11 protein-coding genes and 1 pseudogene are annotated in these 16,474 nt (G+C 51.4%); 6 read left to right on the top strand and 6 right to left on the bottom strand.

The genetic code is table 11. The features are described 5' to 3' along the window. Position 1 precedes the first annotated feature (1 nt). The 5 genes from H8S80_RS09055 to H8S80_RS09035 all read right to left on the bottom strand — a co-directional run bounded on the left by H8S80_RS09055 (position 2) and on the right by H8S80_RS09035 (position 7,099). The gene (locus tag H8S80_RS09055; RefSeq protein WP_002604858.1) at positions 2-946 is read right to left on the bottom strand and encodes a carbohydrate ABC transporter permease; all 945 of its coding nucleotides are present in this window, start codon (positions 944-946) and stop codon (positions 2-4) included. 186 nt (positions 947-1,132) lie between these two features. Further along, entirely contained in the window at positions 1,133-2,494 is a 1,362-nt protein-coding gene (locus H8S80_RS09050; protein ID WP_117630606.1) for an ABC transporter substrate-binding protein, read from the bottom strand. 243 nt (positions 2,495-2,737) lie between these two features. Further along, a complete protein-coding gene (locus H8S80_RS09045) occupies positions 2,738-5,128 on the bottom strand; it encodes a glycoside hydrolase family 9 protein (RefSeq protein WP_117630605.1) in 2,391 nt (796 codons plus the stop codon). A gap of 229 nt (positions 5,129-5,357) precedes the next feature. Then, positions 5,358-6,107: a 6-phosphogluconolactonase gene (locus H8S80_RS09040; RefSeq protein WP_002604861.1), complete on the bottom strand. Its 750-nt coding sequence runs from the start codon at positions 6,105-6,107 to the stop codon at positions 5,358-5,360. Between the two features lie 50 nt (positions 6,108-6,157). Beyond that, positions 6,158-7,099 carry an ROK family protein gene (locus H8S80_RS09035; RefSeq protein WP_117630604.1) on the bottom strand — a complete coding sequence of 314 codons (942 nt, stop codon included), beginning with the start codon at positions 7,097-7,099 and terminating at the stop codon, positions 6,158-6,160. A gap of 220 nt (positions 7,100-7,319) precedes the next feature. On the opposite strand from H8S80_RS09035, the gene H8S80_RS09030 reads away from it, so the two are divergent. The 4 genes and pseudogenes from H8S80_RS09030 to H8S80_RS09015 form a co-directional block, all read left to right on the top strand. Then, positions 7,320-8,366, top strand: coding sequence for a LacI family DNA-binding transcriptional regulator (locus H8S80_RS09030; protein ID WP_002604863.1), 1,047 nt, complete (start codon positions 7,320-7,322; stop codon positions 8,364-8,366). Positions 8,367-8,497: 131 nt separating this feature from the next. Next, positions 8,498-9,166 carry a helix-turn-helix transcriptional regulator gene (locus H8S80_RS09025; protein WP_002604864.1) on the top strand — a complete coding sequence of 223 codons (669 nt, stop codon included), beginning with the start codon at positions 8,498-8,500 and terminating at the stop codon, positions 9,164-9,166. Between the two features lie 23 nt (positions 9,167-9,189). Next, complete coding sequence (locus H8S80_RS09020) at positions 9,190-10,536, top strand: MATE family efflux transporter (RefSeq protein WP_117630603.1); 1,347 nt, start codon at positions 9,190-9,192, stop codon at positions 10,534-10,536. Continuing rightward, a pseudogene (locus H8S80_RS09015) lies at positions 10,524-11,294 on the top strand (Fic family protein); the annotation flags it as partial. The gene H8S80_RS09020 and the pseudogene H8S80_RS09015, both read left to right, overlap by 13 nt. Before the next feature lie 79 nt (positions 11,295-11,373). Here the strand turns inward: H8S80_RS09015 and H8S80_RS09010 are convergent. Then, positions 11,374-12,906: a DUF4127 family protein gene (locus H8S80_RS09010; protein WP_117630602.1), complete on the bottom strand. Its 1,533-nt coding sequence runs from the start codon at positions 12,904-12,906 to the stop codon at positions 11,374-11,376. Positions 12,907-13,274: 368 nt separating this feature from the next. Here H8S80_RS09010 and H8S80_RS09005 point away from each other — a divergent pair, with 368 nt between their 5' ends. Further along, the gene (locus tag H8S80_RS09005; protein WP_117630601.1) at positions 13,275-14,510 is read left to right on the top strand and encodes a GNAT family N-acetyltransferase; all 1,236 of its coding nucleotides are present in this window, start codon (positions 13,275-13,277) and stop codon (positions 14,508-14,510) included. 12 nt (positions 14,511-14,522) lie between these two features. Then, positions 14,523-16,451: a family 20 glycosylhydrolase gene (locus H8S80_RS09000; protein WP_117630600.1), complete on the top strand. Its 1,929-nt coding sequence runs from the start codon at positions 14,523-14,525 to the stop codon at positions 16,449-16,451. Positions 16,452-16,474 lie beyond the last annotated feature (23 nt).

Below are 16,474 nucleotides of genomic sequence, written 5' to 3'. Positions count from 1 at the left end.
CTTATTCACCCCCTACGCCATTCTCGGATACCTTCTTCGTGATCCTGGTCATTACCAGCGTCAGTACAAATACAATGACAAACAACAGCCATGCCATCGCAGAAGCCCGCCCCATCTTCATATAGGAGAAAGCCGTATTAAACAGATACAGAGGATACATTAAGATCGAGTTAGCCGGCCCGCCGCTGGCATTGCTGGCGCCGCCGCCGGAGCTTGCATTAATAATAACATATACCTGTGTAAAATACTGGAACGAGTTGATGATATTCAAAATTCCCTGATAAACCAGAACCGGCGCCACACACGGCATCGTAATCCGGAAAAACTTGTCAAAAGCATTAGCTCCGTCGATCTCGGCAGCTTCATAATAGCTGTTCGGCACATCCTGAAGCGCCGCAAGGCAGATCAGCATGGTCGTACCGGTACACCAGGTACCCATTAATACCAGCGCCCACTTCGTGTAGGCCGGATTAACCAGCCAGGACGGCCCGTTGATGCCGATCATCTCCAGGACACGGTTGATATAGCCGTATGTAGGGTCGAACATCCAGATCCATACCATGGTAGCCGCAACCATCGGGATAATGGAAGGCATGAAGAAAATGGTTCTCGCCACACCTCTGCCCTTAAACTTACTATTTAATAAGGAAGCAAGGAGCATTGCAATGAATAAGTTGATGGGAGTGGATACAAAGGCCATGAACAGAGTATTTCTCAGACTCTTGAAAACCAGCGGGTCCTGGAAAATATACTGGAAGTTCTCAAGGCCGATCCATTCCGGCGGCTTCACCGGGTTAAAGGACGTGAAGCTGTAGTAAAACGAGGTGAGCAGCGGTATCAGGCTGAAACATACGAATCCAATAATCCATGGAAGTGCGAACAGAAATCCATTGATATTGTCCCGCCGTTCTGATTTGCTCATTTTCTTGGCAGTCGGTTTTGACATTGGACTACTCCTTTCTGATGTGTGCGATCGCAAAAACGATCCGGATATCAGTACCCATTCAGCCGTATAGCTGAATAAATACGAATATCACATATGTGCTGCGGCATCATATGTGATATTCGTTACCGCTCACAGGGTAAACAGTAATGATATTCTGATTGTCACGGTGACCCGCTGAGCTATCGGTTACTGAAGCATCTTTGCCTGGTCGGCAAGGCCCTTCATGGCCTCCTCCGGCGTCTGCATACCGTTGTAAGCATAGTCAAGATACTCTTCAATTAAGGAAGTATATTTTGCAAGATCTTCAATCTTCGCATACTGGATGCCGTTTTCTGTCTTAAGTGCTTCAATAAACATATCGAAGTTCGGCTGTGCCAGAATATCCGGATCATCATATAATGCAAGCTGTGTCGGCAGGTTTGCCATACCGATTAACAGTTCTTTTGTTGCCTCAGAGTTTGTGAAGTACTTAACGAAATCCCATGCTCCCTCTTTTTCATTCGCTACGACCGGAATGCTTAAGGAGTTGGTCTCATAACGGCTGGTTCCTGCGATCTCCGGATGTGCTTCGGTTCCAGGGATCAGCGCTACGCCGTAGTTTACGTCGGAGTTGAAGTTCTTCATCATGGCTGCCATCCAGGTTCCGTCAAAACGGAATAACTGCTTTCCGGCGAAGAACATGTCGTTCTCTGTATAACGGTTGGTGTTGGCGGTTGCTACGAATTCCTGAACCTTCTCAATTCCGTACTGGCTTCTGAAGTCGATGTTCATCTTAAGACTGTCGAGGATCGCCGGATCATCCGGTGTTAAGGTTAATCCGTCATCTGACCACCACTTTCCGCCGAATGCGTAGATCAGTTCCTGTCTTGCACTTGCCAGCGGGAATAACGGATAGCCGAGTCTTGTAATGGTTCCCTTATCGTCAACCTCAGTGGCCTTTACCGCCATCTCATACAGCTCTTCCATGGTCTTCGGAGGCTCTGTGTAGCCGATCTCCTCAAGAATGTCCTTATTATAGAACATCTGAATAATCATGGATGCCAGCGGGGCGCCGTATACGGTGCCATCAAGAGTGTTGGCTTCCAGGGATTGGTTTGAAAATACGCCCGGCAGATCGTAATTATCAGCCGCTGCCAGATCGGAGATGGACTCTACCAGACCGTTGGTGGCGTAGGAAAGAACATCCTGGTTGGATACCTCGATAACGTCAGGCGCCTCATTGCCGGAAATGGAAACAATGATCTTCTGCTTATCGGATACGCTCAAACCCTCTACAAAGTACTTATCCTGGCTCTCGTTATAAGCCTTAATCGCATTCTCAAAACAGGTAGCCTCATCACCTGTATGGGAATACCAGAAAACAACTTTCTTTCTGTCACCACTCTCTGCCTTTGTATCCCCCGCTGCCTCTCCGGCTGTTGTCTCTTTTGCGTCTCCGCCTGCAGCCGCAGTGGTGTCAGTTGTGGTGCTCTTTCCGCCTCCGCACGCTGTCAGTGAGGTAATCACCATAGCAGTCGCCAGCAGGCAGGACATAAATCTCTTCTTCATATAATTCTCCTCCTTCTCTTTGCATAAAAGCAGTTATTAATATTCGTCATATTATTCAAACTTTTTTTATGCTTTTTTAAATCATTTTTTCTTTTGGTGATTTTAGAATATCATACTTTTTGTTAGTTTTCAAGTATTTTTTTTCTTTTTTTTCGGCTTTTTTATCACTTTTTTTAATTAACCGCTTACTTTTTTTAATTCCCTCTCTTTTTTTATATGTTTTTTAGTTTGCTTTTTCATACTTTATGTCTGGTTTTTATATATTTCCGCAATTATTCCAAACAATTTGGCAACTGACGTGACCCAGACTTCTTTGTAGGTAGACTGGTTGCCGCCGGGCCAGTACGGGATATCGGAATTGCCGTCCGTCTCAATTCCCACAGGCAGCTGTCCCACACAGGTACCCGGAAATGTGGAGAAAAGCTGCTGATATCCTCTGCCTGCACCGTACATAAGAGAGCGTCCGAACGGATTTTTGCCGAACAGCCAGTCCGTCTGGGAGGCCGCGGCTTTCATCAGAAATGTATCCTTTAGATATCCGCCCACAGCAGCCGCGCCTTTTGCCGCGGACAGCATCACCGCCGTATTTCCCCGAAAGGAAAACCATACCGGGAACTGGCGCACTCCATAGCCCGGTTTCACTCGGGTTCCCGCTTTTACCTGAAGCGTGTGATTATCTTTCTCTGTCTCATAATCCGCCTGCAAATGAAGCAGGCGGAAAATATCAGGATCCTCCGCTGTCTCCGAATAGAGTCCGGCCGGAAGCATTTCATAGGGGGAGGCATGCCCCAGCAGATCCTTTAAATATTTTCCGTACAGACGAATTCCCTCTTCCCACAAGATCTTGTCGGGATGGTTTTCCAGCACGCGGCACAGCAGTACAAGTGCCGTGGCCGGAACGTGTTCCCTGGCCTGGTGATTGTAGTGGATGATATCCTGATGGGTCTCGTCCCTGTAGAAGAAGCCGCGCATTCCTGTCTTCGAGGAATCCTTTTCCTGGCAGTCCAGAAGTTTCCTTCCATACTCTGCCGCTGCCTCCGCGTACTCCTCCTTCTCCGTCACTTTCCAGATTCTGGCGGCGGCGGTCACGATCTCTCCGTAATAAAGCGCCGCAGAGGAAGAGTATGTGTGTTCCCACGGAAGCGGCAGTTCCATGCCATGGGTCTGGTAGCGTTCCTGCGCAAATCGGAAGTCCTCCTCCGCTGCCCCCGCACACCGCCAGGCCAGCTCCCGGTCGTAATCGCCCAGACACTCGGCTGCCAACGCAAAGACTCCGGCGCAGATAAAATTCTCGAGGGCGTGGTTATGGACCCGCACATTGGAAGCGTCATCGTCATTGCCTATTTTTCCATCGGTCCACCGGATCAGACCGAGGCTGGTGGCCCGGTAGCCGTCTCCGAATCTCGTCCGGAAGATGAATTCAAGTCCCCACAGGGCCTCTTCCATCAGTCTCTGACAGAGCAGCGTGCTCTCTCTTCGCTCAGCAGCGAGCTCCAGAAGGCTCTCTACAGTCTCCGCGGTCTGGACCGTCTGCTGGGACATGTCGCCCGCGTCGTGCCAGCCGCCGCAGTAGGGAAGCTTCAGGCCTTTATGCTCCGCGTATGTGTCCATATGGCAGAGGCCATGCTTGCCCGGAACCGGATAACCGCACCGCTCACAGAACAGGAAGTTTATTCCTTTCCACGTTACGTCCTCCAGAACACCGTCCCTTATCGGAAACCATTCTCCTGCCATGCCGCCTGCACAGATTCGGTATTCCCCCTCCTGCGTCAGCTCTGAAAAGTCCGCGATTTGGAAGTTTTCTCCCCTCCAGGCCACATTTTCCAGACGTTTCTCCAGGCAAACCTGTCCCTTTCGGTCCTCAATTGTAAATGTATCCGTATCCGCCCCCGCTGCCAGCACCGCCTTCTTAGACGCACCTGGCTCATAGCCGCAGGTGGAATAGCAGAATCGATTTGACTCCGGGAGCCATCCGCTTTCCTTTCCCGGATTTTCCACGGTCTCCAGCCAGATTTCCTTTACATAGAAGACGGCGTTCTCGCCGCTGGCGGTATCCCGGCCATTGATCCGGTAGCGGAACCCAAATCCGCTCACGCAGTCCCGGGGCAGAGACGGGAACTCCCAGATACAGTCGTTCCACTGGTGGTTATTTAAGTTCATCATGTGAAAACCCCGTCGGCGGTACCGGTCCGGTACTTTGAGTTCTCCGTCATTTTCCAGATACATGGAGAGACTGACCGTTCTCGATCCGTCGCACTCCGGCCTGATCAGGGCGCGTACGCGGTGAAACGACGTCCAGTCCGCCTCCTTCACCGGAAATGCCGCATGAATATGGCCGTAATATGCGCAGTCCCCATCCTGCGGCATCCCTTCTGGCCAGCACTGGCACAGGAGAGGGGCCTCCATGGCCAGCACATTTTCCTCTTCTATCCGGACAGTTTCCACCGTTCCGCGTTCCATAGACACAGGATTGCCGCAGCAGCCCTCCCCGTCTCCGCTCCAAACGGTTCGCCTCGCCGTCACCTTTTTTTCTCTCTCCGTCTGTTCCAGAGATGCCTCCTCGTGGAGAGGCAGCGGTCTGTGAATGTAACCGCTCTCCATCAGTTCCTGCTGAAACTCTGTATTTATCTGCATATTCCGTCCTTTCTGTCATCACTCCGCATTCCGCCGGGAGACCGGGATTTATATTCCTGTCAAGCTTAAAAGGCTGGTAACGTCTATAAAGCTAGTACAGCATTGCATAAATAACTAAGTAATAGCGCCTGATATCTGCGTCAGGTGTGCGTCTGCGAAGCGACGGCGTAGTGGACCCTACGGCTAGCTTCGCAGGCGTGCTCCTGGCGTAGATAGCGGGTGCTATTACTTAGGAATTTATGCAGCGCTGTACTAGTACAGTACTGGCTGCCTCACGATCCAGAAGCACCTCGCAGTTCGGATGCAGCTGCAGAATGGAGGCCGGTACCGCTTCAGTCACAGGTCCTTGCAGGGCCTGTCTTATAATCTCCGCCTTGTGTGCTCCCTTTGCCGCCAGAATAATCCGCCTGCTCTGCATGATCGTCCTGATCCCCAGTGTCAGGCCGCCCAGCTCGTGCCCGTCGGGCACTCCCGTCTCTCTTCTCACCCTTGCCTCGAAAATCTCGTCCATGGGAGACACCCAGGTATCGCTGCCAAACGGTGTTCCCGGCTGATTGATCCCGATATGGCCATTCCAGCCGATTCCCAGTATCTGCAGATCCGCACCGCCGTGTTTTCTGATACTGTCCTCGAATTTTCTGCTCTCCAGCTCAAAATCATCACTCTCTGTGAGCGGCATCAAAAAGCGCTCATCCGGCACGCCTAAATGGTCCAGCAGCTGGGTGCGTATCATGGCATAGCAGCTGCCCGCATAGCTCCGCGGTAGATTCGTCAGTTCATCTACGTTAAAGAACACGGCTTCCGAGACGTCAAAGGGATGGAGCTCATACAGCTCGCTGACAATTCTGTGCATATTTGTAGTCGTCTGCCCTGTGGAAAGGCCGATTACGGAATTCTTCTTCTCCAGAATCTGCCCGATGATTCTCCAGGCAGCGATTTCGTCAAATTGTTTTTCATTTTCTGCAATGGTTATCTTCATGATTTATTCTCCTGTTATTAAATGCTGTTTATTCGTTCCCTTTCTTCCAACTATTCCGCCTTCAGGCACCCTACGGCCGCCGCACCGATTACACCGGAAAATGCCGCCTCGAAGCCGGATACCCGGAATCCTTTTGATACGTGGCGCATGGTCACTTTCTCCAGGAGATTTTCCACGCGCCGGAAAAACCACGGATCTGACATCAGGCCGCCTCCGGCCACCACCATATCGGGATCTGACATGCGCACCAGATTCATAATGGTACAGCTGAGCACCGCAGCGGCTTCCTCCGCAATGGAAAGGCAGAAGTCATCGCCCTCCCGGGCCAGCCGGAATACGGCCGCCGCCGGATATCTCCCGTTCAGTCCCAGCTCCAGAAGTTCCGCAGGGGCCTCCCCCTGCCTCTCTTCGACCATCTTGTGGATTCCGATTCCGGAAGCTGTGAGTTCACAGCAGCCCCTTCGTCCACAGACACACTCTCTGCTGCTCCTGTAATCCACAACCATATGGCCGATTTCCCCGGCATCACAGTGGGCCCCATGCAGCACCTTTCCGTCAATCACGAATCCGGCAGCCAGCCCCGTTCCCGCATTCACGTAGATAAAATCAGAACAGTTCTTTCCCTCGCCCCACAGAAGCTCCGCCGTCGCCGCACTCCTGACATCGTTATCGATTCCCGCCGGCACTCCCAGCCGATCAGCAACCATTTGCGCCAAAGGAATTGGAATTCCTTCTTCATGATTCACGGAATGCCAGATCCCATTTCTGTAATCGCTGATCCCTACAATGCCGATTCCTGCTCCCCGGACTCTGTCCCCCGGGGCTTCCTCTGCCACATAGTTATCGAGACACTGTAGCAGATGAGCCGCTATTTCCTCCTGTCCGGTCAGCCCGGTCGGATATCTCCTGTAGCGCAGAAGCTCGCCGTCCTCCCGGACTTCTCCGATGATAAGCTTCGTTCCTCCATAATCAATTCCCAGATACGTATTCATTCCCTTTACTCCCTTTTTACGCTTGAAATTTATGAAAAGGTTTTCATATTTTTACAATACCATCCGGTTATCCGCTTGTCAATTCGTGATATTTCATAAATTTAATCCCGTATTTTTGTGAAAAGGGTTTCATTGCAATTTCATTTCGTTCGTGATATACTGGGAAGACCCCCGGTTCTTTATTCGTGGGAATCCGCCAGATCTTTAGGAGGGGCAGTTTATGAAATCAACGATTACAATTACCCAGATCGCCCAGGAAAGTGGCGTCTCGGTCGCCACCGTCTCCCGTTTTTTAAATGGCAAAGTGCCGGTCTCTGCTGATAAAAAAGCCCGGATCGAAGCAGTCGTCAGAAAATATGATTTTACGCCCAACGCGCTCGCACGCGGGTTAATATCGAAGAGAACCATGACGCTGGGTGTCATTTTGCCGGATATCACCAATCCATATTTTGCGACCATTTTTCAGGAAGTCCAGAGATGCGCCGCTGAGGAGGGATACTCCGTCTATCTGTGCAACACCCGTTTTCACCATGGAGATGCCCCGATCGACGAGACAGGATATTTCCGTATGATGATGGATAAAAAGGTGGATGGAATTCTGATCATCGGCGGACAGCTGGACATGGCCGAAATCAGTCCTGCCTATAAAGAGGCACTGAACAAGCTTTCAGCCTCGCTCCCCGTCGTGGCGGCAGGCCGCGAGATTCCCGGCGCCGGCTGCATCTTTATTGACTCAGAGAACGGAAGCGGCGTCACGACTGCCTACAACTATCTCTCCTCGCTGGGACATAAAGATATCGCCTTCGTCGGAGGCCAGCCCGGCGTCACCATTACAGAGACCCGTCTGGAATCATACAAAAAAGCTGCCGCTGCATCAGGCCGCGAGGTACGTGAGGATTTGATATCCCTCTCCGACTATTATCTCCCGGATGGATACCAGGCCGCCGAGGCCCTTATATCCAGAAATGCGCCATTTACCGCCGTGATCACCATGAACGACAATGTGGCCCTCGGCGCCATCCGCGCATTTGCCGACCACGGCCTCTCAGTCCCGCGCGACGTAGCCCTCATCAGCTGTGACCGTTTCTACTTCGCCGACTATACGATCCCCCGCCTCACCAGCATCCATCACCACAGCCGCCGCTGGGGACAGATGGTCGTCCGCACCCTGATCCAGGCCGTCCAGGGCTCCACCGAAAACGCACGCATCACCTTCCCTCCGGAACTGATTATCGGTGAAAGCTGCGGAACACATCTGCAGCATTAGGTTTCGGCGTAACCTTCATACTTTTTTTCTGATTTTTCTATTGTTTAAAAACTTTTAATATGATATACTGAGTTTATAAACAGTATTTGGAACTATATTCTTATTTTTTTTCATATTTGAGAGGTGATACGATGAAAACCCTTGATGAAATTATGCCAGTACTTCAGCAGCTCCTCACATTAGTGGAACAGCACTTTGGAACCAAATGTGAAGTCGTGCTCCACGATCTCACGAAGGATTACAACCATACCATTGTCGATATCCGCAACGGAGACATTACGCACCGTTCCATAGGCGGCTGCGGAAGCAACTTAGGACTGGAGGTCCTTCGCGGCACCGTGCTGGATGGGGACCGTTTTAACTACGTTACCACCACACAGGATGGAAAGATCCTGCGCTCCTCATCCATTTATCTTAAAAATGATCAGGGAGACGTCATCGGATCGATCTGTGTGAATCTGGATATCACGGAGACGCTTCAGTTTGAAGGCTATTTACGCCAGTTCAACCAATTTGATAACTTTACATCCAACGACGAGGAGATTTTCGCTCCCGACGTGAACAATCTTCTCAGCCATCTGATTCAGATGGGACAGGAACAGGTCGGAAAGCCTGCCCTGGAGATGAACAAAAACGAGAAGATCGAATTTATCCGTTTTCTCGACCAGAAGGGCGCTTTCCTCATCACAAAATCTGGGGAACAGATCTGCGAACTTTTGGGAATCAGCAAATTCACCTTTTATAATTACCTCGAAATCAGCCGCAGCCAGTCCGATTCTTCTGACAGCGACCAGACCTGACACGACACGCGGGAGACAGCATTATGAAGGAGCGCTCATCAACTTCACTGACTGAAGGGCCCATCACCCGGTCGATTCTGCTGTTTACAGGCCCCCTCATCATCGGGAACCTGTTCCAGCAGCTTTACAACACCACGGATTCCTTTATCGTAGGCAATTTCGTAGGCAGCGGTGCGCTGGCCGCCATCGGCGCCAGCGCCCAGATTATCAATCTGTTCATCGGTTTCATCATCGGCCTGACCACCGGTGCGGGAATCATCATCGCACAGTATTACGGCGCAGGGGATGGCACCCGTCTTCACTCAGCCGTCCATACGTCCTTCTGGTTCTGTATCCTGGGAGGAATTCTGGTTTCTATCGCAGGCTGTCTTCTCTCCCCCCTTATTTTAACCGCCATGAACACCCCATCCGAGGTCATTCCCGACGCGGCGCTCTATCTGCGCGTCTATTTCCTCGGGGCACTGTTCAATATCCTTTACAATATGGGAGCCGGTACGCTGCAGGCGACAGGAGATACGAAGCACCCGCTCTACTATCTCTGCCTCTCCTCTGTGGTCAACGTGGTGCTGGACATACTCTTCGTCACCGTCTTCCACATGGCCGTGCTGGGGGTTGCGCTGGCCACTTTAATCGCCCAGCTGGTCTCGGCTGTCTGTGTGTTATGGAAGCTGACTCATACCGATGACATATACCGTCTGGTTCCTTCACAGATACGTTCCGACCAGGCCATGCTGGTAAAGATATTAAAATTCGGCATTCCCACCGGGCTTCAGACCGCCATCACCTCCCTGTCCAATGTCATTGTACAGAGCTATTTGAACGGCTTCGGTTCCCTGGCCATGGCTGGCAGCAACATTTACGGGAAGGTAGACAGCTTTGCTCTGCTCCCGGCCAACTGCCTGTCCCTGACCACGACCACCTACATCGCTCAGAACATGGGGGCCAGGAAGTTCAACCGTGTGAAGAAGGGCTTTAAAAGCTTTCTGTGGCTCGGCAACCTCTACGCAGTCGTCATGGGAATCCTGCTCTGCTTCTTCAGCGCGGGCCCGCTTAGGCTCTTCACCTCCGACCCGGAGGTCGTCCATTTCGGAGGCATGATGGGGCAGGTTCTCGGACCGGGTTATATTCTGCTGATTACGTGCCAGATCCTGATCGGAACCGCCAGAGGCGCAGGGGATACGTTCAGCACCATGCTTCTGTCTATCCTGAACTTATGCGGACTCAGAATCCTGTGGCTGACCATCATGATCCCCCTCTTCCCATCCATCTACACACTGTATCTCGGCTATCCCGTTACCTGGGGAACCGCCGCGGTCTGTATGGGAATCTACTACCGCAAAAAAATCAAACCGCGCCTCGGGCTGTCCTGAATGTCATTCATGAGAGTTTTGACGTTATTCCGATTTCCAGAAACTACATTCTGCAGATGCACAAAATCATGTACAGCCACATGAATAACCCGATTGCCGGACAGACAAAAAATGTTCAAAACTATATCAGTGCTGCCTACCCGGATGGACACACAGAAATTTTATTTACTCCACTTGCTCCCTTCGAAACGCCGGAAGCCCTTGATAGAATTTGCGAAGAATATAATCGAGTCATCGGAAACATGGAAGTTGAGCCCTTGATTGCAATACCGGTATTTATTCATGACTTTTTATGCATCCATCCCTTCAATGAGGGAAATGGCCGAATGAGCCGCTTACTCACGACACTGCTTTTATACCGAAATGGTTTTTATGTTGGAAAGTACATCTCACTGGAGTCTAAAATTGCACAGGCGAAAGACCTTTATTATGACGCCCTTAGCCGATCACAGGCTGGATGGCACGAAGGCTGCGAGGATACCATTCCATTCATTAAATACTTGCTTGGTACTATACTGGCGGCATATAAGGATTTTGAAGATAGATTTTCCATTGTTGAGACCAAATTACCTGCGATTGACATGGTAAGAAAAGCAGCTCAAAACAAAATCGGAAGATTTAATAAGCAGGATATCCGGGAGCTGTGCCCGTCCCTAAGCATCAGTTCCATTGAGGGTTCTTTGCGAAAGCTGGTAAAGTCCGGTGAATTAAAACGTGAAGGCGCAGGAAAAGCAACCTGCTATATTCGGTTGAAATAAATGATGGAAGATGCGTATTTTTGCGATTTGGCTGCCAGGGCAGCTCTCCCTTAAATACCGCATCTTCTTTTCATATCAATTATACATAATATATTTGAATCTCAACCTCAAACATCCGGTTCCATGGCATCCAGAGGTCAAACCGGTACGGTTCCTGCGGAAAGTACTTCGCCTGGAACTCCTCCAGCCGCTTCTTCACAATCTCACGAACGACCGGTTCCTTATCCTTTAAATCGAGACGGTTCAGAGCCGGATCGATATCCATCAGATGATCGGTCACGTCTCTGCGCACCTCCGCCATATAGCCCCAGTCCTCCAGATACCGGAAGAACAGGAATTCTTCGGACGCTTCCCGCACCGCCTCCGATAAGCGCCCCAGCTTCTCCGCCGCGTTCCATGCGCACAGATGGGACAGCACCGTTCCAAGGGTGTTGGATGAGGTGTTCCATCCGCCGTAGGCAGCCAGCTCCTTCAGCATGTCCTGCTCGTATAGAAACTGCATCAGCGCCCGGTCGGCCCCATTGGGAATCGCACAGTCGGCAATTCCCACCGCCAGCCCTCTTTCCCTGTATCTCCTGATTCTTGCAAGAAATGCGGGCAGGTTCCGCTCACTCTCCAGAATAATGTCGTCGGTAAGGATTTCCTTTTCCAGCTTTAAGCTGAACGGTGTAGGCGGATTGACCGCCAGCACGAAATCTGCCTCCGCAGATGTCTCCGCCTCGCCGCATCCGGCTGCCAGCAAGTGGGACAAAACCGTCTCACCGATACTGCGGTCCTCATACGATGGAATCTGTGTCTTTCCGCGCAGGGAGGAGTAATCGACGTAAACGGCAGGCGTCAGACCGCTCTGTCCATTGACCGCCCGGGCAAGCAGCGTACAGCCGATCTCATCCGCCCCCGGATACATGGCAATACGGGAAAGCAGATTTTTCTTTGCCATGACGGAGCTGAGTTTTTTCCGTTCAGAGGGAGCGTAACCGTACTCCCGGCAGTCGTCCAGAGGTATAATCATATAGTCGATAACGCCCTCCTCCACCAGTTCGATGGAACGGATATGGTTGTTAAAATTGATGCGGCGGCGCTCTAAGAAATCGTTTAAGTATTCCTCCGGCACTTCCCGGCAGATGGTCTCCAGTTCTTCCAGCTCCTCCGGAGCCGCCGCCTTCACCGACTCCTTATCCCGGATCACGCCGTAACGGAAAATGCGGTAGCCATAATCCTCATAATAATCCGGTTCTTCCCCGCTGCCATCCCTGGCCGGCGCCCGGGTAATCAGTTGAAAAACGTATATCTGAATCCCAGGCTCCAGCTTCTTGATCTCCTTTAAACGCTCCAGCCGTTCGGCACAGACCGCCTGCGGCAGGTGATGGAGCCTCGACGGCACGATCCCTCCGTATAGCAGCATATCCATGGATACCACAAGATGGGAAGCTCCTTTTACCTGTCCTTTCGTCCATTCCCAGACAGCCTCCACGTCAGCCTCCTTTTTAAAGTCTCCCAGAATCTCCTTCGGAGGCATACTCAGTTCCAGCCCGCTCATCCTCCCGATATAGTCCGGATAAATGTAATTGCAGGGCCGCTCGTCCAAAGGGATAAATACAATCTTTGACATATTGCATCTCCTTTTTCATACTTTTTTTAATATTTTTATTAATCGTACACGTTTCTTGAGTTTCTGTCAATATAGTCAATATGCCGTATTTATCCGCTCTATCTTATGGAACATTCCCAATATTTTTGATTTTTTTACTTTTATATTGTGTTACATCCCAAATTGTGCTAACATGGATGGTATCTAAATTTTAATCTGTTTTTATGCTTTTTTCATACTTTTAGGAATATTTTATTCTTTTGGTGTAACCTGACAACAGCAGCAGGATAACAGCTTCCATGCTGCTCTGGCATTCTGTGGGATAGTGATTGCGTTAAGGCATTACAGATGTGCAGAATGCGTTTTGAAACAGAAAGGAGATTTGCCTCATGACCGTCTATTGCAAGGGCCAGCCGGGAGAGCTTCCGGAGATTCTGGACTTTATCAACATGGTATTCAGCATGCACCGGGCCCCTCATAACTTCCGGACTCTCTTACCCAAACTTTACGGTGCGGACCGCCAGACTGAATGGTGCCACTATCTGGCAAAAGAGGACGGCAAAATAAGCGCCGTCGTCTGCGTTCTCCCCATCACCCTGGAGCATAGCGGCCATACGATCACCTGCGCCACCGTGGGCAGCGTCTCCGTACATCCTTACAGCCGCGGAAAAGGCTATATGAAGCAGCTGATGGCTATGGCTGCCGAAGATATGGAACGCCAGGGTATCACCTTAAGCATTCTGGACGGCAGACGCCACCGCTACCAGTATTACGGCTACGAGCCCGGCGGCCACTATCTGGAATACCGTTTCAATGAGGATAACTTCCGCCACTGTGCGGCCCGTTATCCTGATACTCCGCTCACACTGCGCCCGGTCGCGGCCGGGGATACCGAACGGATCGGGGAACTGAGCCGCATGTATTCCGAGCTTCCCGTTCATACAGTCCGCTCCGTCCAGGATTTCTTTGATATCTGCACCAGCTGGGGCAGTGACCTGTACGCAGTGGAGCTGGAAAAAACTGTGAACTCGGCAGATTCCCCGGTTCTCCAAAAAATCCCAGAGACAACAAGTTCCTCGGATCCGCAAAAATCCGCACAGCCCACAGCGCCCGCAGCCGGTTACATCTGCGGTACAAAGGACCATGTCTACGAGCTGGTTCTATCGGATGAAACACTGCTTTTCCCGACTCTGAAAGCATGGTCCGCGCTCCACGGCTGCGAATCATTTACGCTGGCGGTCCCTTCCTATGATAGGGAACGAATCCGGGGAGTGTCCGGTTTCTATGAGCGTTTTTCGGTGCGGGAAGAAGATAATTACCGAATTTTCAACTACAGCGACGCGATTCGATTCTTCCTCTCCATCAAATCGGAGACAGAGCCCTTAACTGACGGCCGTCTCGCACTGAAAATCGGCGGCAGGCCCACATTAGCCATAGCAGTCTCTTCCGGAGTTATCACCATAGAACCATGCTGCGGCACGCCGGATCTCTGTTTGAGCGATGTGGAAGCGGTGGACCTCCTGTTTTCTCCGGCCTCGTTCTATGGCAGAGATCCGTCCTCCCCGCTTTTTTCCGTAAACTGGTTCCCGCTGCCGTTATCCGTCTCTCACCTAGATAAATGTTAGGAGGTATTTACAATGTACCGAATTTTCCCATCACCAAAACATTGCACGTTTTATCACAATACACTATCCTGCACCAGCTACGGCACTGTGACAACAGCGCCTGAGATTGAGGAATCCTGCCGGGCTGCCGGCTTCGATCCATCCACGCTTCTGGCTGCTGTATTTCCAGGTGGCTTTTCGCCGGAAGGGATCACGCTGACAGCCGAGTACGTATCGTGTGCACCGGAAGGCTTTCAACTGAACATCGCGCCTTCCGGTATACGGATCTCCTGTGGGGACGGCGCCGGATTCTTCTACGCACTGGGTGTGCTGGTTCAGCTGGCTGCCCAGGCAGACGGTGCCCTTCCATGTGCAGAGATTGCAGATGAGCCTGCCCTTTCTGTCCGGGGTATCATGCTGGATATTGGCCGTGACAAGATTCCTTCCATGGAGACACTTCGGGGGCTGATCGATTTATTTGCCGCCATGAGAATCAACCATCTTCAGATGTATATGGAGGGATTCAGCTTCGATTACGAGGATTTCCACTACCTCTTCACCAATGAAACGCCCATGACTCCAGCGGAATTCCGGGAACTCTCCCTGTATGCCAGGGCACATTTTATCGATCTCGTCCCTAATCAGAATGTTCTGGGACACATGGAGAAATGGCTGGAGAAACCGCAGTTTCGAAGCCTGGCTGAATGCGAGGACGGCTATATCTTTGAAAATCTCTTCTGGCGGCCGCCGATGACCCTGGATGTCCGCGACAGCCGAAGCTTTGAACTGGCGGAAATGCTCCTGGGCACGCTGATGGATGCCTCCGTCTCCAACTACATCAATGTCAACATGGATGAGCCCTTTGAACTGGGCATGGGAAAGAATAAGGAGGCCGCAGAAAAAGAAGGCCGCAGAAACCTGTACTTTGAGTATGTGGAAAAGCTTCATGATTACTGCACCTCGCAGGGCAGGAAGATGCTCATGTGGGGCGATGAGATTCTGCACCACCCGGACTGTGTATCCCGTTTTCCAAAGGACGCTACCCTGTTAGACTGGATCTATGAGGGCGACGCCCATTTTGAAGACCACGCCAAACTGATGCAGAAAACCGGCTTAAACTACTGCCTCTGCCCCGGAACCAGCTCCTGGGGTTCCTTAACAGGCCGTTCCGACAATATGGCGAAAAATATCCGGGATGCAGCCTCCTGTGCCATCCAATATGGCGGGCGCGGCATTATCACGACCGACTGGGGCGATCTCGGCCACTGGCAGTACTTGAGCGCCAGCTATCCTGGATTCGCCTATACCGCCGCCTGCTCCTGGAGCGGACCTGAAAGTGATTCCGATTTAACGGCCTGGTTCTGCAACCGTTTCATCTATGAGAGCCCCGCTGAAAACGCCTTCCAGGCCGCCTGGGATCTGGGCAATTATTACCATCTGGAACATGCACCGCTGTACAACACGACGCTGGCCTTCGCAGTCATGTCCAGCAAATACACCTTTGAATCCATAGAAGAATTTGATGCAAAGATGGAGCGCCTCCTGACACTTTCCGCCAACATTGCGCGGACAAACTCCATTCCGCCGAGAGAACCGGCTATTCGAATGGACTTTGCAGCTATGAAAGAGTATTTGGACCGGGTGGAGACGGAAATTTCCGAAATTTCCCTTTCCTGCGCCGATGCCGCACTGATTCGCGCAGAGATGACAAATGGCCTGCGTATGGTTCGCCATGGACTGCATCTGTATCATACGATGACCGCACTCCGGGACGATCCGGAAGCATTTTCCCGGGAGATGGCGGTTCTCTTCGATGACCTGGACGAAATACTGAAGATTCATTACTCTCTCTGGACAGCCAGAAACCGAAGCGGCGGTTTCCAGAGAAGCACGGCTCACATGAACCATCTGCTGTTCTTTTACAAGAAGATGCAGAAAGAAAGCGGAATTTCCGCCAAATAGATGGAAAATCCCGTCCGTAAAGA

The sequence above is a fragment of the Hungatella sp. L36 genome, assembly GCF_014288035.1.
Note: the sequence above shows the minus strand (reverse complement) of the source record. Positions and strands in the feature narration are given on the sequence as shown.